The 17,444-nt window shown below is 37.9% G+C and carries 16 protein-coding genes; 9 read left to right on the forward strand and 7 right to left on the reverse strand.

What is annotated here, in order from left to right:
* Positions 1-284: 284 nt before the first annotated feature.
* Positions 285-3,365: a beta strand repeat-containing protein gene (locus PL9214_RS31410; RefSeq protein ID WP_072720371.1), complete on the forward strand. Its 3,081-nt coding sequence runs from the start codon at positions 285-287 to the stop codon at positions 3,363-3,365.
* A 231-nt stretch (positions 3,366-3,596) separates the two neighbouring features.
* On the opposite strand, the gene PL9214_RS19215 is transcribed toward PL9214_RS31410, so the two are convergent.
* Entirely contained in the window at positions 3,597-4,823 is a 1,227-nt protein-coding gene (locus PL9214_RS19215) for an NAD(P)/FAD-dependent oxidoreductase (RefSeq protein ID WP_072720372.1), read from the reverse strand.
* A 115-nt stretch (positions 4,824-4,938) separates the two neighbouring features.
* Here PL9214_RS19215 and PL9214_RS19220 point away from each other — a divergent pair, with 115 nt between their 5' ends.
* Positions 4,939-6,204 (forward strand): RNA-guided endonuclease InsQ/TnpB family protein, encoded by a 1,266-nt coding sequence (locus tag PL9214_RS19220; RefSeq protein WP_072720373.1) that lies wholly within the window; start codon positions 4,939-4,941, stop codon positions 6,202-6,204.
* A gap of 59 nt (positions 6,205-6,263) precedes the next feature.
* On the opposite strand, the gene PL9214_RS19225 is transcribed toward PL9214_RS19220, so the two are convergent.
* From PL9214_RS19225 to PL9214_RS19240, 3 genes are all read right to left on the reverse strand, one after another.
* A complete protein-coding gene (locus PL9214_RS19225) occupies positions 6,264-6,800 on the reverse strand; it encodes a hypothetical protein (protein ID WP_072720374.1) in 537 nt (178 codons plus the stop codon).
* A gap of 344 nt (positions 6,801-7,144) precedes the next feature.
* On the reverse strand, positions 7,145-8,620 hold the full coding sequence (gene glgA, locus PL9214_RS19230) for a glycogen synthase GlgA (protein WP_072720375.1): 1,476 nt from the start codon (positions 8,618-8,620) through the stop codon (positions 7,145-7,147).
* A 354-nt stretch (positions 8,621-8,974) separates the two neighbouring features.
* On the reverse strand, positions 8,975-9,232 hold the full coding sequence (locus tag PL9214_RS19240; protein ID WP_072720377.1) for a hypothetical protein: 258 nt from the start codon (positions 9,230-9,232) through the stop codon (positions 8,975-8,977).
* Positions 9,233-9,364: 132 nt separating this feature from the next.
* Here PL9214_RS19240 and PL9214_RS19245 point away from each other — a divergent pair, with 132 nt between their 5' ends.
* Genes PL9214_RS19245 through PL9214_RS32745 form a run of 3 tightly spaced genes read left to right on the forward strand, consistent with a single transcriptional unit; the run spans position 9,365 to position 10,074 of the window.
* Positions 9,365-9,721 carry a DUF433 domain-containing protein gene (locus PL9214_RS19245; RefSeq protein WP_367400306.1) on the forward strand — a complete coding sequence of 119 codons (357 nt, stop codon included), beginning with the start codon at positions 9,365-9,367 and terminating at the stop codon, positions 9,719-9,721.
* Complete coding sequence (locus PL9214_RS19250) at positions 9,705-9,890, forward strand: DUF5615 family PIN-like protein (protein ID WP_072720379.1); 186 nt, start codon at positions 9,705-9,707, stop codon at positions 9,888-9,890. The genes PL9214_RS19245 and PL9214_RS19250 overlap by 17 nt, the downstream gene beginning before the upstream one ends.
* 52 nt (positions 9,891-9,942) lie before the next feature.
* Positions 9,943-10,074, forward strand: coding sequence for a hypothetical protein (locus PL9214_RS32745; RefSeq protein ID WP_281250343.1), 132 nt, complete (start codon positions 9,943-9,945; stop codon positions 10,072-10,074).
* A 126-nt stretch (positions 10,075-10,200) separates the two neighbouring features.
* Here the strand turns inward: PL9214_RS32745 and PL9214_RS19255 are convergent, their stop codons facing one another.
* The gene (locus PL9214_RS19255) at positions 10,201-10,653 is read right to left on the reverse strand and encodes a hypothetical protein (protein WP_072720380.1); all 453 of its coding nucleotides are present in this window, start codon (positions 10,651-10,653) and stop codon (positions 10,201-10,203) included.
* 214 nt (positions 10,654-10,867) lie between these two features.
* Here PL9214_RS19255 and PL9214_RS19260 point away from each other — a divergent pair, with 214 nt between their 5' ends.
* Complete coding sequence (locus PL9214_RS19260; RefSeq protein ID WP_072720381.1) at positions 10,868-12,229, forward strand: helix-turn-helix domain-containing protein; 1,362 nt, start codon at positions 10,868-10,870, stop codon at positions 12,227-12,229.
* Here the strand turns inward: PL9214_RS19260 and PL9214_RS31415 are convergent.
* Positions 12,226-12,378 (reverse strand): hypothetical protein, encoded by a 153-nt coding sequence (locus PL9214_RS31415; protein ID WP_186440410.1) that lies wholly within the window; start codon positions 12,376-12,378, stop codon positions 12,226-12,228. The genes PL9214_RS19260 and PL9214_RS31415 overlap by 4 nt on opposite strands.
* A 47-nt stretch (positions 12,379-12,425) precedes the next feature.
* On the opposite strand from PL9214_RS31415, the gene PL9214_RS19265 reads away from it, so the two are divergent.
* Positions 12,426-12,689 carry a hypothetical protein gene (locus PL9214_RS19265; RefSeq protein ID WP_072720382.1) on the forward strand — a complete coding sequence of 88 codons (264 nt, stop codon included), beginning with the start codon at positions 12,426-12,428 and terminating at the stop codon, positions 12,687-12,689.
* Positions 12,690-12,691: 2 nt separating this feature from the next.
* Positions 12,692-13,123: a putative toxin-antitoxin system toxin component, PIN family gene (locus PL9214_RS19270; protein WP_072720383.1), complete on the forward strand. Its 432-nt coding sequence runs from the start codon at positions 12,692-12,694 to the stop codon at positions 13,121-13,123.
* Positions 13,124-13,216: 93 nt separating this feature from the next.
* Here PL9214_RS19270 and PL9214_RS19275 read toward each other — a convergent pair whose 3' ends face one another.
* On the reverse strand, positions 13,217-14,344 hold the full coding sequence (locus tag PL9214_RS19275) for a quinone-dependent dihydroorotate dehydrogenase (protein ID WP_072720384.1): 1,128 nt from the start codon (positions 14,342-14,344) through the stop codon (positions 13,217-13,219).
* Positions 14,345-14,590: 246 nt separating this feature from the next.
* Here PL9214_RS19275 and PL9214_RS19280 point away from each other — a divergent pair, with 246 nt between their 5' ends.
* On the forward strand, positions 14,591-17,416 hold the full coding sequence (locus tag PL9214_RS19280) for a sensor histidine kinase (protein ID WP_072720385.1): 2,826 nt from the start codon (positions 14,591-14,593) through the stop codon (positions 17,414-17,416).
* Positions 17,417-17,444 lie beyond the last annotated feature (28 nt).

Raw genomic sequence — 17,444 nt, forward strand, 5'->3', positions numbered from 1 at the left:
AATTTTGATTAGCCATGACAATCATTGTGCTATATTTTGTAATAACCTTTTAAAGGAGCCTCGCCAGAAAGTATTTTTCAGTGATTTTAAAAATCATAAAATCTCATTATTATTTAACAATTAAAATCAAACTAATCAGTCATATTTTTTATTAAATTAAAATATTAAAATAAGTTAAGAGATGCTGATGCAATGAAAACAAAAAGTATATTATATTAATAATTCAATCGGTTGTTTTTAAAGGATCAACTCATTGATTTAATATTGTAAGGAGTTTGAATCAAATGGCAGAACAAATTATTAGAGCTAACCCAACAACAATAAATGCCTCACCGGATAATCCTATTTCATTTGATGTTACATATAACACGGCTAATCCCAGCGATCCAACCTTAACAGGGCTAGGTCTTCGATTACACTTTAATTCTCAAGAACTCGATTTCACGAATCTTAGTAATACACTCTCTGCACCTCTGACATTAGGCCCTCAAGAAAGCACTGAAACAGCGCAAACAGATGATGGCGATCCCAGTACAGACTCTTTTATCTTGTACAGTTGGACAGATTTGGGCAGTGCTTGGCCTGGAGCCACTCAAACTTATCCTGTCACTCTTTATACAGCTAACTTTACTGCTTTACCATCCTTTGATGGAGCTACCATTAACTTTACAAGATCCTCTACAGCATCCGGTTATACATTGGATGCTCAACCCCTACAAATTAATCTTTTAACGGATACACCCCCGACAATCAGCGATATTACGGCCCAAACCACCAACGAAGATACCGCAACAGCCGCTATCCCCTTTACCATTGGAGATGATCAAACTCCTGTTGCTGACTTACAAGTCACATTTACTTCTAGCAATACCACTTTAGTTCCTGCTGCTAATATCGCTTTAGGAGGAAGTGGGAGCGATCGCACGCTCACCGTTACACCAGCCGCCAATCTAGCCGGAAGTTCAGATATTACCGTCACCGTTACCGATGGAAGCAATCAAGCGACATCGGACACCTTTACCCTAACGGTGAATCCAGTTAACGACCTACCTACGATTACCGATATTGCCAACCAAACCACCGCGCAAAACACAGCAACGGCAGCCCTTCCCTTTACCATTGGGGATGTGGAAACCCCTGTGGCTGACTTACAAGTTGCTGTAACATCGGATAATTCCACCTTAGTTCCCAATACTAATATTGCCTTGGGTGGCGCAGGAAGCGATCGCACCTTAACCGTAACACCAGCAGATAATCAAAGTGGAACCGCTAATATTACCGTCACCGTTACCGATGCTGATGGTGGTACAGCCACGGATACTTTTGCCCTAACCGTTGAAGCTCCCAACCAACCCCCCACCGCCGACGCAGATACAGTTCAGGGCACACAAAATACCCCAGTTACGATTCCCGTCGCCACCTTATTAGACGGTGATACCGATCCCGAAAACGATCCCCTCAGTATTACGGCGGTTAGCAATCCTCAAAACGGGACTGTAGAACTACAAAACGGTAACGTCATCTTTACCCCGACGGCAGACTTTATCGGAAATGGAACCTTTGATTACAGTCTCAGTGATAGTATAAATCCCCCCGTCACCGGAAACGTTACTGTTGAAATTACTGCTCCTACTCCAGCCGGAATTACCGTCACTCCTGACAAAGGATTAACCACCGATGAAACAGGTAAAACAGCTACCTTTACGGTGAAGTTAGACACTCAACCGACGGCAGATGTCACCATTCCGGTCGTGAGTTCCAACACCGCAGAAGGAACTGTAGCCCCAGAAAGCTTAGTCTTTACCTCAGCTAACTGGAATACAGCCCAAACCGTTACGGTGACAGGTGTAGCTGATAATACCGTTGATGGAGATCAAGCCTATACCATTGAACTGCAAGCTGCGGTCAGTACCGATACCAACTATAGTGGCAAAGATGCCACGGATGTCTCTGTTACGAATACTGATGTTATTCCACCAACTCCAGCCGGAATTACCGTAGCCCCCACCACCGGATTAACCACCGATGAAGCAGGTAAAACAGCTACCTTTACGGTGAAATTAGACACTCAACCGACGGCAGATGTCACTATTCCGGTCGTTAGCTCCAACACCGCAGAAGGAACCGTAGCCCCGGAAAGCTTAGTCTTTACCTCAGCGAACTGGGATACCGCCCAAACCGTTACGGTAACGGGTGTAGCCGATGGTATCGTTGATGCAAATCAAGCCTATACAATTGAACTGCAAGCTGCTACCAGTACCGATACCAACTATAGTGGTCAAGATGCCACGGATGTCTCTGTTACAAATACTAACGTTGATGTTCCTATTAGTGTTGAGCCTTCAGCCGGAATTACCGTCAGTCCCACCACCGGATTAACCACCAGTGAATCCGGTACAACAGCTACCTTTACGGTGAAATTAGATTCTCAACCGACGGCAAATGTCACCATTCCAGTAGTTAGCTCTAACACCGCAGAAGGAACAGCCGCTCCTGCCAGTTTAGTCTTTACTGCTGCTAACTGGAATACAGCCCAAACCGTTACGGTGACAGGTGTAGCGGATAATACTGTTGATGGGGATCAAGCTTATACCATTGAACTGCAACCTGCTGTTAGTACCGATGCCAACTATAAGGGCAAAAATGCCACGGATGTTCAGGTTACTAATACCAACACCGATACCAACACGCTACCACCCAATCCCGACGAAATCGATACCTTGCAGGGTGGAGAAGGTGCAGATACATTTGTCCTGACAGGTACTCCCCTAACCAAACCCTCCATTCCTTCACCTACAGACTTTACCGAAGATCAACCCAATCAACTCTTTGGGACTGACAATGATGATGTGATTATCGGCAGTAGTGGGGATGAAACCTTGCTGGGTTTCAAAGGCAATGACTTCCTGAATGGAGAAGGAGGGGGAGATCAACTGTTTGGAGGTGTGGATAACGACACCCTTGTTGGTAGTAGTAGTGATGAACTCCTCTATGGCAATAAAAATAGTGATCTGGTCTTTGGTGGAGGGGGTCTTGATACTCTCTATGGCGGTCAAGACGATGATACCCTGACAGGGGAAAGTGGCAGTGACCTGATATTAGGAGATAAGGGAAATGATGTTCTCTATGGTGTAACTGACTTGGGTTACACTCTGATTTCAGACTTCACCCCCAATCAAGACGTGATTCAACTCACAGGAAGTGCAGATAACTATCGTTTGACCGATGCACCCGCAGGTACGGGTGTTGGCACCGGAATCATCCGTATTGATGATCAAGGAAATCAGCAATATATTGGTGTGATTGAAGGAGTATTGATGTCACAAACAAGTTTAACCACTAGCAACTTCTTCCAATTTGTTTAGCTTTTGAGGAGGTTTGGGGGAGCTACAAATAAATCCCCCCTGTAGAGACGTTGCATGCAACGTCTCTAGGGTTAAGGGGATCTGATCAAAGCTGTAATCAGGGCTTTTTGGCGTTAAGTTGACGGACTTTTGGCACATCTCGCCCCAGGAGATGAATTGGATTTTAAGTCATTTATACAACTGATTTAGACTAACTATAGCGCTAATTTAAGGATTTCATATAACATTTAACTAAGTTAAATTCGATTTAAGTTTTAATCTTGTCCAAATCGATACAATTTTATAGCGCAAATATTTAAACCCAGCTTTATATAATCGTTTAAAATCATAATCAAATAAAATAGCCATCATATCTTCTAAAGATAAATCTTTGAGATAGGATACCCCTTTATCAATAGACTGATCACTATATTTTAAATATTTACTTAATCCCATTTGTTCTGACCAGTTCCAAGTTCTAGCATAGCCCTGTCGAATTTCTTGACGATATCCGGCAAAATCTGTTATTTTTCCAGCGAGATAATCTTGAATATATCCACAAGCAATATTAGCATTTTGCATTCCATGACGAATCCCTTCTCCTCCTAACATATTTACCATTGAAACCGCATCCCCAATGGCAATAATATTATCTTTATAATAAATATCTTCTAACTTACTACAATATTTTAACATTCCTCCATGATGGTTAATGATTTTATAGGGAATTCCCCCTAAATACTCTGTTAATAATAACTCCACATAGGAACGTAAGGTTTGAGTTTGATTAACCCATGCGTGGGAACAATTTAATTGAGCAGAACCCACTTTTAAGCGATTATTTCCCATCGGAAAAATCCACGAATAACCCCTAGGCATCCACCGATGACCTAAAAAGAAAATTAAATCTTGAGAATACTGTTGATAATCGGTTTCTGAAAGTTCAATTAAATATTCTATTCCCGTCCCCGTTAAATAATTAGGTTGGGATTCTTTTTTATTATACATGACTGCCCTAGCTGGGCCTGTAGCATCCACTAAGATTTGCGTTTCTACTTGAATAATTTCTCCCGTAGACCGTTGCTTTAATTCAACAATCGTATTCTGATGATTTTTAATATACCGAAGATAACGACATCCCATCCAAACTTCGCCACCTTGACTTTTAACTTGTGTGGCTAAAAATTCCCGTAATTTAGCAAAATCAAAAACAGCCCCCAAAGGTTTTTGAGACTCCCATTTCTGATGAATATTCGTTGTAACAATCACTAAATTTTGCCAATAACTCCCGATAACAGTTTCCGGTAAATTGAATTTTTCCAAGGTTTCTAAGGGTGTAGTGGCACTGGAAAAATCATTTCGAGAAAAAGTTTCATGTTGTTCAATTAATAATACCCGTTGACCGACTTGGGTGAGTTGTCTTGCACATTGACCTCCTGCTGGCCCCGCACCAATGACCACAACATCGAAACATTCCATAAAAATCTCCAACAACTTTTGGGAACTCAGTATCTTTAGATCTGAGAGGAAAAACGAGCTTGCGGTTTTAACCGCCTACCCGCTATAATGATTATATCCTTAGCGGAAAGTCAAAATGCTTCTCACTCAAACCAATCGTTTGAAGCTGAATAAGCAGGAATCGGAGATTGCGAGACAACTTTGCAGATTGAGCAAAAATATGTTCAATGTAGGTCTGTACAACGTTCGCCAGTATTTCTTTCAGGAACGAAAGCATCTCCGCTACGAGGGCAACTATTATCACTCCAAAGGAAATGAAAACTATGAATTGTTAGCAACTGATATCGCTCAACAAACATTGAAAATAGTTGACCGCTCGTTTCAATCATTCTTCAAACTGCTTCAAATGAAACAGCGTGGAGAGTTAAATGTGAAGGTAAACATTCCTGGCTACTTACCGAAAGATGGATACTTTCTGTTGGTTATTCCTATTCGACCCAGAGATCTTGAAAAGATGCCTAGCAAGAATTGGGTATTCACAGTTCCAACTTCTCGTAAATTCAGGCGGGAGGTTGGAACTTTTTCTTTTACAATTCCTGAGAGACTTAGAGGCTTCAACATCAAAGAGATTCGCATTCTCCCAAAAACAGGAGGGCGATATTTTGATGCAGCTTTTGTCTACGAAGGGGCTGAAGAAAAACAAGTGGAACCATCCCAAGAAATGCTCGGTATTGATTTGGGTTTAAACAACTTTGCAACCTGCGTTAGCACTACTCAAGAATCATTTATCCTGAATGGGAGAAAGATTAAATCGATCAATCAATGGTTTAACAAGGAAAACGCACGATTGCAATCAATTAAGGATTTGCAAAAAGTCCAAGGCTTGACACATCGACAGGCAGCATTACTGAATCGTCGAAATCATCAAGTCCAAGATTTTCTGAGTAAATCTGCTCGATACGTTGTGAACTGGTGCATCAAACGAAATATCAGCAAGATTGTTGTGGGGTACAACCCTGACCTGAAACAGTTGATAAATATAGGTAAACGCAACAATCAGAACTTTACTCAAATTCCTGTTTTTACCTTTAAGCGCAAGCTGGAAAGCCTCTGCGAACGGTACGGAATTAAAGTAGTTGAACAGGAAGAGTCGTACACCAGTAAAGCAAGTTCGCTTGATGTCGATGTTTTGCCTGTTTGGAATGCTGACAATCCTAAAACCTATAAATTTAGTGGCAAGCGCATTAAGCGTGGATTGTACCGCACCGCTCAAGGATGGGTTGTTAACGCTGATGCTAATGGCGCACTGAATATTTTGCGTAAACACACAAGTAAGCTGGATGAGTTAATCGGACAGTTTAGAGGCTGTTTGGCACAGCCTTTAAGGGTTAATCTCTTTTAAGAATCCTCGTCGCTTGATTCGCGAGGAGTGTCAAAGAGGTCTATAACAATGTGCAAGGTTCAATTTTTAGGACTGATTTCAGCTTTTTGTTGAGGACTTTCTAATCGATTGACACCGGACGAAGATGGCAATATAGTAGCATTGAAAGCCGGAACTTGACAGGTGCTTATATTGGCTTTAGGTAAGCAAGCAATTGGTTGAGTTGTCAAGGAAGGAATCACAACAAATTCCCCTTCTAAAACAAAATCATCAGCATTTAAAACAACCCCTAAAATTTCCTGAGTAGATTTAATTTTAATAATGGCATCATCTGAACGTCCATCCTGATCAAAATCCATCAATTGCAGATAGTCTAAATCAGATTCAGTGAGGCCATCGGTTAAACCAATTTTATCTCCATCATTGAACCAATCAAAATTAGAAATCACCGAAACATTAGATAGATCATTGGTCGCATCTTGAGTTTTGAGGATAAATACATCGGTATTCCCATTACTACTGGGTGTTTGCGCTGTTCCTGGTATGGGAATAAATAAACTAATCATGAAGGGAAAAATGGTGGCAATTAAAAAGGTGCGAACTCGGCTTGAAATCATACATTTTCCTAATGCTTTGATTTCAATCTACGCAGGGGCTTTATTGCTTTCTGACCGATGAGTGCTACTATTCTAAGTTCTACAGTGCTCAAGGGGTTTTATCAGGGTCTAGGAAAAGGGAAAACCCTGATGTTGCTTGAGTTTGTTAGGATTTCAGATGGGTTATGGGTTGATGAGGAAGTAGACACTTGGAAAATTGGAAAATTTGACTTTACATTTCTATAGATTGATCAACGACCGTTTAATATTATTAATAGTTTTTTTACAAAACATTAGCAGAAAAGGGAGGGTTATCATCTTTATTTAGGGTTCTAAAAAACCCTGACTGAACCCCCCCTACATCATTATTTGTGCCGTATGAATTCGTAAATGGCTAAATAATCTGTTCCGGGTTGGTTCCAAGAATAGTCATAATTCATGCCTTGAATTCTCAATTTTTCAAATTCATCAGGATAGTAATTCCAAAGCCCAATAGCGCGATCCATTGCGGATTCTAAGGCTTGAAAATCGGTGTAATTAAAAACATAGCCATTGCGTTTTTCCGGTGTATGATATTGATCATAATCCCGATCAAAAACCGTATTAACTAAACCACCAACCGCGCGAACAACGGGAACAGCCCCATATTTTAACCCAATCATTTGAGTTAACCCACAAGGTTCATAATTACTCGGAACCACAATAATATCGGCAGCCGCATAAATTAAGTGGGATAATTCCTCATTAAATCCTAGTTCTAAATGGCAATCGGGGTTATCATTTAAAAAGTTCTTTTCATGCCAGAACCAAGCATTAATACCGGGTTCCGTTGCCGATCCTAATAACACAAATTGAGCTTGTCGATGCAGTGAATAATAAATGGCATGATGAACCAGATGCACCCCTTTTTGATCGTCTAAGCGACCAATATAACAAATAAGAGGTTTATCTTCATGACTTAACCATAAGCGTTCGCGTAAAGCTTTTTTATTCTTTTGTTTTCCTTCTAAAGTTTTCGGCGTATATTGTTCAGGAATAAATCGATCAACTTCAGGGTTCCAAACCTCATAATCAATCCCATTTAATACTCCACCAAATTTATGTTGATGTAGTTCTAGGGTATGTCCTAAGCCATAACCAAATTCTCCATAATGGGCTTCCCAAGCATGGTTAGGAGATACCGTTGTTACAAAGTTAGAGTAAACAATTCCCCCCTTCATAAAATTCAAGCCAAAGGGGTTAAAATTATCGCGTAAACGGTCATATTCAAAATAGTAGGATTCTCGGTTTAATCCCGTAGCCCAAAGGATATTTGTGCCAGCAATTCCTTGATGTTTAAAGTTGTGGATGGTATAACAAACTCGGATATTTTCCATGCCATGATATTTGTACATTTCATACAACATGACTGGAATTAAACCCGTTTGCCAATCATGACAATGGAGAATATCAGGACGTTTTCCAGATTTAAGTAAAAATTCTAATGCTGCTTTGCTAAAAAAGGCAAATCTTAGATGATCATCGACGCAACCATAATAACAACCTCGGTCAAAGAAATGATCTTCGGAGTGAGGTTCAATAAAGAAACACAACCGCCCATGAACCCAGCCACAAAAGACAGTACAGTGTATCGCCCCATCAAACCAAGGTACATATAAATCTTGATAGGCTTCATGAAGTCCCCAAATTTGGTCATACCTCATGCAGTCGTACTTGGGCAAAATAATCTCAATGGTATGACCCCGCAGTTCTAATTCCCTACTGAGTCCGTACACAACATCGCCTAAGCCTCCCGCTTTGATGACCGGGGCACATTCAGAGGCAATTTGTACGATGTACATCCTGTTTCCTCACTCCAAACCGTGATGTTTTGTCTCCCCCATAGTAATCAGGTTGGCTACAATAGTAAACCCCTGAAGGATGATTTTTTTCGAGGTATTGCAGGCCAGAAACCCGGTTTCTTAAGCTATCTTTCGGTGAGGGAACAAAAATCACGACAGAAACCCGGTTTTTTAAGTAGTGGTGGTCAGAAACCGGGTTTCTCTATCAATCTCTCGGTTGAGAAACAAAAGTTATGGCAGAAACCCGGTTTCTCAACGCTATTGCTAGGGGTCAAAAACCCGGTTTCTTAAGTCATCTTTATTATGTTATAATATTAGAAATTTATTAACATCTAGCGAACTTTTAGCCTAAGTTTAAACAGTGGTATATTCCCAAAATTTTGATACTGGAAAGGTTTCTCCTGTTGTAGCAAGTCGCATAGATTCTTGTAGGTCAGCTAATATTTGGGCTTTTGGTTCTTGTTCGTCAATCCAAGCTAAACCACTAACAGGATCAGAGTTTATTGTATTCATCAGTTGTTGCCAAAGTTCAATAGAAACAAGAACATCGGTTGTTTCGCCCTCGGCATTGGTGACATAACGAATAAGATGTTCAATTTGTGCGATCGCCATAGGTTTAACCCTCTTATCATGATCTTATTGTAGAGATGGAACTGTCAGCATATTGCTAATGTCCAGATTTAGAAAAATCAGGGAAAATTTATCTATTATGTAGATTAGCATAATATTTAAAATAATGCTATAATGGTAAAAAAATATCAATACTCCCATCCTACTTTTATGAAAGCAGTCATCTCACAACATATTGACATAACTCCAGGAATCTGTGGTGGAAAACCTCGTATTGCTGGACATCGAATTAAAGTTCAAGATATCGTAATTTGGCATGAAAGAATGGGAATGTCACCCGATGAAATTATTTATCACCATCCTAGTATTACCTTAGCCGATGTTTATGCAGCTTTAACTTATTACCATGACCATCGAGAAGAAATTAGACAACAAATTGAAGCAGGAGAAGATTATGCTAAAGAATTACAAGGAAATCAACCCTCTTTAATTCAAAAACTATTAAAGGGTGAAAATGTTAAACAAGATTAAATTTCATCTTGATGAAAATGTGAGTAATGCGATCGCAAATGGTTTGAGAATGAGGGGAATTGATGTCACAACTTCTCCAGAACAAGGGTTAATTGGTGTATATGATAAACAACAATTAGCTTATGCTTTATCTCAACTTGGAACCCGAATATATGTACAACAATATTAAATTTTTGTAGGAAATGTCATCTTTTATTAGCTAATATTCTATTAGGTGAGTTATGATTAAAGCGGTTATTGTTGATACAACTCCTCTTTATACTTTAGTTGATTCTAGTGATCAATATCACCTAAAATCTCGGCAAGAATTATCACAAATTCAGTTATTAAATTTGAAAGTGATGATTCCTTAAGAATAGCCAAAAAATGGGATTCGTAAATGAGTAGAGTGGTGGTCAGAAACCGGGTTTCTTAAGCTATCTCTCGGTGAGGAAACAAAGATAATGATACAAACCCGGTTTCTTAAGATTTATTGGTTACTAAGGTAAACCAGTACAAGGTAAACTAGGCGGTGGTGCTGCTTCTCCTGGTTGAGGAAAATAAGGTGTACTATTAATTAAACATAGATCTTTCGGACACTTAGGCCTAGACCATCCGTTCCCTTGTCCACGACATTTGGCATTTTCAGGTATAATAATTACATCTCCTTGGTTTGGACATGGCGCCCAGCGTGATGACGCATAATAAAAACACAGAACTTGGCCTGTGTCGGGATTAGTGTAAGTTTGGGAGGCAATTCTCTGATTCCAGGGACTATCCCCATACTGTGCTATAATACTAGGGTTATTCGATTTGAGAATAATACTTGTATTATAAGCATTAATTCTAGGGGTTTCCGGTAGATTAGCATTAGCATTTGGGCTTCCTTTGATAACAGCCCCACCTAATGCTAAAGCACCACTGAGTAACAAAATGATCGCTTTTTTATTCATTGATTTCTTCCCCACTAACGAGTAGGAACGCCATAATTACTTCTAGTTTTAGACACCTTTATTCTAAAGTCTGCTTAAAAAATTAATCCTGGGAAAAAAACAGATTTTCACGGAACTTTTATTACAAAATATTGAGCAAAAACACAGAAAAGTTAGGAAAAATTGGGATCAAGATCAGCTATAATGCTCAAAACCTTTATCCTATATACATTCGATGGATGTAAATGAAGTGTTACAATTTGTAGATCGTCTTGTTTTTGAACAAACTGGAAAACACCTTGATGATGTTCAAAGGGCTATTGTTGAAGGAACTTGGGAAAGACAAACTTATGATAATATTGCCCATGAGTGTCATGTTAATAAAAATTATGCTAGTGATGTAGGTGCGGAATTATGGGAACTTTTATCTCAAGCATTGGGTGAAGATATTAAAAAAAATAATTTTCGTTCTACATTAGAAAGAGTTTATATTGAATCATCACAAAATATTTGTATTGGTACTAATCATAATTTTACTTTTAGTTCACCAACTTTAAATAACCCCAATAAAAATAATCGAGAAACTGATATAAAATCTCAATTATTCTACTATGATTTAAACTTAGCTCCCAAAATAATAAATTTTTATAATAGAGAGTCTGAACTTAAAGCCCTTTATAGTTGGATATTAGATCATGATATTCGTTTAATTTCAGTTTTAGGATTATCTGGAATAGGGAAAACGACTTTAGTTAAAAGATGGGTTGATTTGAATTTAGATAAATTTGAGGTGATTATTTGGAAAAGTTTAAAATATCCCAAACCTTTAGAATTATTGATTGATGATTTATTGAATACTTGTGAGCAAGATTTAAAAGCAACTATAAATGGCAATTTAAAACAATTATTTGATATTTTTACGGATAAAAAATGTTTGATTATTTTTGATGATGTTCATCATATCTTTACCCCAGGTGAACTTTCTGGACAATATCAAAGTGTTTATCAAGATTATCAAAATTTTTTTAAACTGATCACAGAAACAGAACATCAAAGTCATCTAATTTTAATGAGTCAAGAACAATGTGCAGAAATGAATTGTTTGGATGAAGAACTATATCCGATAAAAACTTTAAAATTATCGGGTTTAGAGAATGAAGAAATATTGTCAGGGATGGGATTAAAAACAGATGAGGATAGCAGCTTGAAATTGATTGAACAATATCAAGGAAATCCGATGTATTTGAAAGATGTTGCTGTTTTAATTAAAGATGTTTTTGATGGGGATGTGGCTGAGTTTTTAGCTGAGGATAGTTTGGTCATTACTAAAGAAATGCGATCGCACTTTAACCAGCTATTTAACAGATTATCACCCGTTGAACAGAAAATTGTTGTAGAATTGAGCAAATTTGATCAACCTGTATCCAGAGAAGAGTTAAGACAACATTTAGACTTGTCCTCAATAGACTTAATTAATGGGTTACAATCTTTACAGCAACGGTATTTAGTTAGTAAAATTAAAGCTGATCCAATTTTATTTAATTTGTCTTTACTTTTTCAGGAACATTGGAGAACACCTGTCAATACTTCCCACTAAATTTGACTTAAATAAAGGTCGCGAATTGTCCGATTTACTAAACTTAAATAATCATCTAATTCTTCATAACCATCTAATTCTTTTTCTTCTTCAATAGTTAATACTGCTTGCTTTTGTTTCTCAAGTAAAGTTTCAATTCTACAAAGCAATGCTATAATAGGAGAAATTTATCAATATTTATTTGTGGTGAGTTACTATGCCCTCTTTAGAAGTTCGTGAGTTTGCCGAAAAAATCAATCAATTATCCCTTGAGGATAAACAATGGTTACTCCAACAATTAAGCCTACAATTAAACAGTCAAGGCTTAGAAATAGAAAAATTAAACCAGAAAAAACAAGCGAGAGAAATTATCTCTGAAACGTTGTTAGAGGTTTTATCAATGTCCGACAATTGTTATGATAAAGTTTGGGGAAGATTTGATGCAGTTTGTACAAAAATATGTCAGGAAAATCTTGAATAATAATGGCAGTAAAACAATTACCTTTAGTTATTTTAGATACATCTGTTTGGATCTCAGCTTTCCTGAGTAAAAATAGAAATAGCGCGCCTTGTCAAATCATTCAATATTGGAAACAAGGTAGATTTAAGTTGGCTATTTCACCTCAACTTCTAGAAGAATTGGTTTGTAAATTATTAGAAAAGAATATTGATAAAACTGATATTAAGGATATCTTAGCAGCAATTTTTTATACAGCTATTCATGTTAAAGGCATTTATCAGGCAACAACATTGGACAACATTGATCCTGATGATAATATATTTTTAGCTGCTGCTTATGAAATCGGCGCAGATTATTTAGTATCTTTGGATAAGCAACATATTTTACCCTTAAAACATTATCATCGGACACAAATTTTATCACCAGATTTATTCTTAAATATTCTTTTGCGTTAGGATATAGCACTACGCAAAAAGGGGTTTGAAATTTCTAAATCCTGAAAACCTTTAACAGCTTACTGTTCCCTATTCCCTATTCCCTATCTATGATTAAGGCTTAAAACCAACGGCTTCAGAAATAGATTTTAACTTATATTGATCTAATTTCTGTAAGAGTCCTTCTAATATTCTTTTAACCATTCCTGGCCCTTCGTAAACCCAACCCGTATAGACTTGAATTAAACAAGCCCCTGCGGTGATTTTTTCCCAAGCATCATCGGCGGTAAAAATTCCCCCAACGCCAATAATGGGTAACTGTCCTTGGGTATTTTGATGAATCCAACGAATCACTTCTGTAGACCGTTTCTTCAGGGGAGCGCCACTAATTCCTCCGGCTTCTTCAGTAATATAACTTCCAGTTTGGGGTAGCCATTGGGTGTTTAATCCCTCCCGTTTTATGGTGGTATTCGTCGCAATAATTCCGGCTATTTTATAGGTTTGAGATAAATGAACAACATCAGCGATCGCATCCCATTCTAAATCCGGTGCAATTTTAATAAAAATCGGTTTATTGTCTGTATTTTCCGTTTTTAAAACCTCTATAATTTTACTTAATTGTTCAGCATCTTGGAGTGATCGCAATCCGGGGGTATTCGGAGAAGAAACATTCACAACAAAATAATCTCCATAATTCTTTAACAATTTAAAACTCCCTAAATAATCTTCTGCGGCGACTTCTAAGGGAGTAATTTTAGATTTTCCTAAATTAATTCCAACGGGAATCATCAATTGTTGTTGGCGTTTTTCTTGTAACCGTTGCGCCAATATTTCCGCCCCTTGATTATTAAATCCCATGCGATTTAAGACCGCTTGATCTTCAACTAATCGAAATAATCGAGGTTGCGGATTTCCTAGTTGCGGATGGAGGGTAACAGTCCCTAATTCTGTAAATCCAAATCCCAAACTTTGCCAAATTCCCGCCGCGACCCCATCCTTATCGAAACCCGCCGCTAAACCAACAGGGTTATTAAACGTTAAACCCCATAATTTCTGCTGTAAACGGACATCTTGTAAACAAAATGAGGGTCTAAGTTGAGATTCTACCCAATTTATCGGAGACTGAGACTGATTTTGGTCAATCCAACTCAAGAGTTGTAAAGCTCGATGATGTGCCCATTCGGGGTCAAGCTTTAATCCATAGAATAAAAGGGGTCTAACAGTGCTACGGTAAATATCCAAGATCGTCTCCTCTGATCATGTCCAGAACATTAAAACTCAGGGATTTCCTAAATCCTGATTGTTAAATTTTAATTTAATGTATTTTTTGAGCAAAATCGTGAAAGACTAAGGGTAAGATGGGATGAGAAACCAGATCAACGGGGAAAGCATTTTTTGACCCCATACCAGAAGATTGCATTTGTTGAAGATCTCCATTAAATTTTTAATTTTAAACCTAAATTAGAGTATACGGTTTGGGAGTTTATTATGGGTCTATCCGAAGAATCGATCGCATTAGATCAACCCATCATGACATTAGGGCGTGTCCTCCAGACCCTACAAGACGAAGATAATGTTGATGTTTTAATCGAAACCACTTTAGACTATATCAAAACCGAGTTTAACTATAGTTTAATTTGGATTGGTTTATATGATCGCTTAGATCATCGCCTCCTGGGAAAAGGGGGAATTATCCCGACAGAAGATTCATGGTTACTCAAACAAAGATTTATTTTATCTCCTGGGGATTTACTCGAACAAGTTGTGATTGAATTGCGACCTGTGGTTGTTCCTGATTTAAGAGAAGAAACCCGTGCGGGGGAATGGCGAAAAGCAGCCCAAGCTTTTAATATTCAGGGTTCAATTTTATTTCCCATGCGCTACAAAGATCGGTGTTTTGGTGTGGCTTTATTAGGCTCAAGTGAGTGGGGAATTTCTCCGAGTTCAATGGAAAAAGAACTGATTTCAATGGTATTAGGAACCTTAGCCACTTCTTTATTCCAAATTGAAACAACTTGGATGTATCAACAAACAAAACGACCTGATCAACCTTTCTTTAAACTGTTAACTCAATTTAGAACGCTAAATACCTTAGATCGCTGTTTAGAAGTAGCCGTAGAAACTACCCATGAATTTATTGAACCTACGCGCACCAATGTTTATTGGTACTATCGAGAAGGACGGTATTTTTGGCGAAGGGCGAGTAATCAACAAAAAATGCCCGGTATCAGTTTAATGAAACAAGCTGCTTCTGGGGTAACGGTACAAGATTTAGGGGAATTTTATCAAGCTTTAATTTCCGATCATTTAGTCTCTATTGGCGAGTCTTATAGTTCGTTAAGAGCCGATACAACGGAACGATTAATGGAGAAAATTCGCGCCCGATCTTTATTAGCGGTTCCCATTGTTTTTAATCAAGAAATGTTAGGATTTATTGCCGTTGAAGGACAACATCCTCGGATTTGGCAAGAAAATGAAAAACAATTTTTGCGAGGGGTTGCTCATTTAATTTCCTTAACTGCACCCTTAGCCGAAATGGAAGCCAAAATTCGACAAATTGAACTCGATCAATCCTTAACGGCTAAAGTTACCCGTGCAATTGTGGATGATCAAGATTGGCAGTTTTCTCTAAAAACCACAGCAAATCTTTTGTGTCAACGATTAAATGCAGGGCGGTTTTTATTAATAGAATATCAACCTGAAACTGAAGACTTTAAGATTATTTATCAACATTATACGTTAAATCGAACGGCAATTCCTTCCCCTTTAAATGCTCTAACTTATCAAGATTTGCAACGCTTTAAAAATCAAACTGAAATCTTAGTGGTTGAAAATTATGAGGAAGATGAAAAATTAAAATCCTGGCGAACTCAGCTTCGGGATGCAGGAGTGCGATCGCTGATGTTGTGTCCAGTTAATGGTTATATTACAACCGGAAAAAATCAACAGCAAAAAGTTCCCCAAGAATTATTAGTAATTGGTCATGAATCTCCTCGCACTTGGGATCGAACCGAACAAGAATTAGTTAAAATTGTTAGCCAACAATTGAGTGTGATTTTACATCAATGGCAACTTAATCAACAAATTCAATCTCATGAAGACTTTAATCAAGTTTTAGAGGATTGTTGGTTAACCTTACAAAAAACAGACCAATTACCATCTATAGAAAAACAATTTACCCAAGACATAGCCCAATTATTACAAAGTCCTTTAGTTGTATTATTAACCTGGATTGAGGGTGCAAAAAAAGCTAAAATTGTCAGTTGTGTGGCACGTCAAGCAACTCTATCAATCAACACAGAACGATTAATTACGGTAGCTAAAGATCCTTTAATTCAACACGCTTTATCAACCGAAGAATTATTTTGGTGGCCTGTACAGGAATTATCAGCCTATACTCGACAATGGTTTACCAGTTCCGTTGATAAAATATTAGTGACTGCCCTTCGCACAGCCAAGAATCATCAGCCGACAGGTCTTTTAATTATTGCTGATCCAGAGCAAATTCATGATGAATCTCATATCTCTTTAACCATGTTAAATTTGTTAGTCATGCAATTTGCTTGGTCACGGCGCTATTTACGAATTCAAGACACCTTAAAAACCCAACATGAAGAATTACAATGGCTAAATTGGTATAAACAACGGCGCTTAGAAGAATTATATCGAACCGTAGGCGGAGGACTGAAACAATTAAGCGAATTAAATAATTCTCCGTTTCAAGGTTCTGATCCTCAGAAAACCCAACTTTCCCATTTACGTTATCAACAATTATTACGTCAGATGGGAAATGCTTTGGCTTCTACCAGTTCTTTAATTAAACAAGAACAATGGCGACTTCATCATCACCATGATATTGTTCCGATTACAAATTTATTACGATGGGTACGGGAACGATTGAATGCTATTATTCGTAATAAACAAATCCAATTTATTGTCAAACAAGAAGGGAATTTTAATGTCATTGGAGATCGGATTAAACTAGAACTGGTTTGTTATGAAGTTTTATTAACAACCTGTCACCGTTCTGAACCTGGAGGCATGATTGAGGTTGTTAGTCGCCTTTGTACTGATCATGAATTAGAACTTTTTATTACAGATTATGGTAAAATTAACCCGCAACTGATTATTGAGTTAAAAATGGGTTCCCATCCCGATTTACTAGCTCCCTCTCTGTTAACGTCTTCTCCGGGTCAACAGCTTTTAATTTGCCAACAAATGTTAGAAAAAATGGGAGGAAACTTATTACTAGAAAAAATAGAAAATCAACCTTTGATCACCCGGATTATTTTACCCGTATCTTCTTCAAGTTGAAGTATATTTTAAATTCATTTGAGCTTGT

The sequence above is a fragment of the Planktothrix tepida PCC 9214 genome (assembly GCF_900009145.1).
GTDB lineage: Bacteria > Cyanobacteriota > Cyanobacteriia > Cyanobacteriales > Microcoleaceae > Planktothrix > Planktothrix tepida.

Excerpts from the sequence above, each read along its gene's own strand:
- PL9214_RS19215 (WP_072720372.1), bottom strand. The coding sequence starts at position 4,823 with ATGGAATGTTTCGATGTTGTGGTCATTGGTGCGGGGCCAGCAGGAGGT.
- PL9214_RS19270 (WP_072720383.1), top strand. The coding sequence starts at position 12,692 with ATGGCAGTAAAACAATTACCTTTAGTTATTTTAGATACATCTGTTTGG.
- glgA (WP_072720375.1), bottom strand. The coding sequence starts at position 8,620 with ATGTACATCGTACAAATTGCCTCTGAATGTGCCCCGGTCATCAAAGCG.
- PL9214_RS19245 (WP_367400306.1), top strand. The coding sequence starts at position 9,365 with ATGGTAAAAAAATATCAATACTCCCATCCTACTTTTATGAAAGCAGTC.
- PL9214_RS32745 (WP_281250343.1), top strand. The coding sequence starts at position 9,943 with ATGATTAAAGCGGTTATTGTTGATACAACTCCTCTTTATACTTTAGTT.
- PL9214_RS19250 (WP_072720379.1), top strand. The coding sequence starts at position 9,705 with ATGTTAAACAAGATTAAATTTCATCTTGATGAAAATGTGAGTAATGCG.
- PL9214_RS19220 (WP_072720373.1), top strand. The coding sequence starts at position 4,939 with ATGCTTCTCACTCAAACCAATCGTTTGAAGCTGAATAAGCAGGAATCG.
- PL9214_RS19280 (WP_072720385.1), top strand. The coding sequence starts at position 14,591 with ATGGGTCTATCCGAAGAATCGATCGCATTAGATCAACCCATCATGACA.
- PL9214_RS19225 (WP_072720374.1), bottom strand. The coding sequence starts at position 6,800 with ATGATTTCAAGCCGAGTTCGCACCTTTTTAATTGCCACCATTTTTCCC.
- PL9214_RS19260 (WP_072720381.1), top strand. The coding sequence starts at position 10,868 with ATGGATGTAAATGAAGTGTTACAATTTGTAGATCGTCTTGTTTTTGAA.
- PL9214_RS31410 (WP_072720371.1), top strand. The coding sequence starts at position 285 with ATGGCAGAACAAATTATTAGAGCTAACCCAACAACAATAAATGCCTCA.
- PL9214_RS19240 (WP_072720377.1), bottom strand. The coding sequence starts at position 9,232 with ATGGCGATCGCACAAATTGAACATCTTATTCGTTATGTCACCAATGCC.
- PL9214_RS19265 (WP_072720382.1), top strand. The coding sequence starts at position 12,426 with ATGCCCTCTTTAGAAGTTCGTGAGTTTGCCGAAAAAATCAATCAATTA.
- PL9214_RS19255 (WP_072720380.1), bottom strand. The coding sequence starts at position 10,653 with ATGAATAAAAAAGCGATCATTTTGTTACTCAGTGGTGCTTTAGCATTA.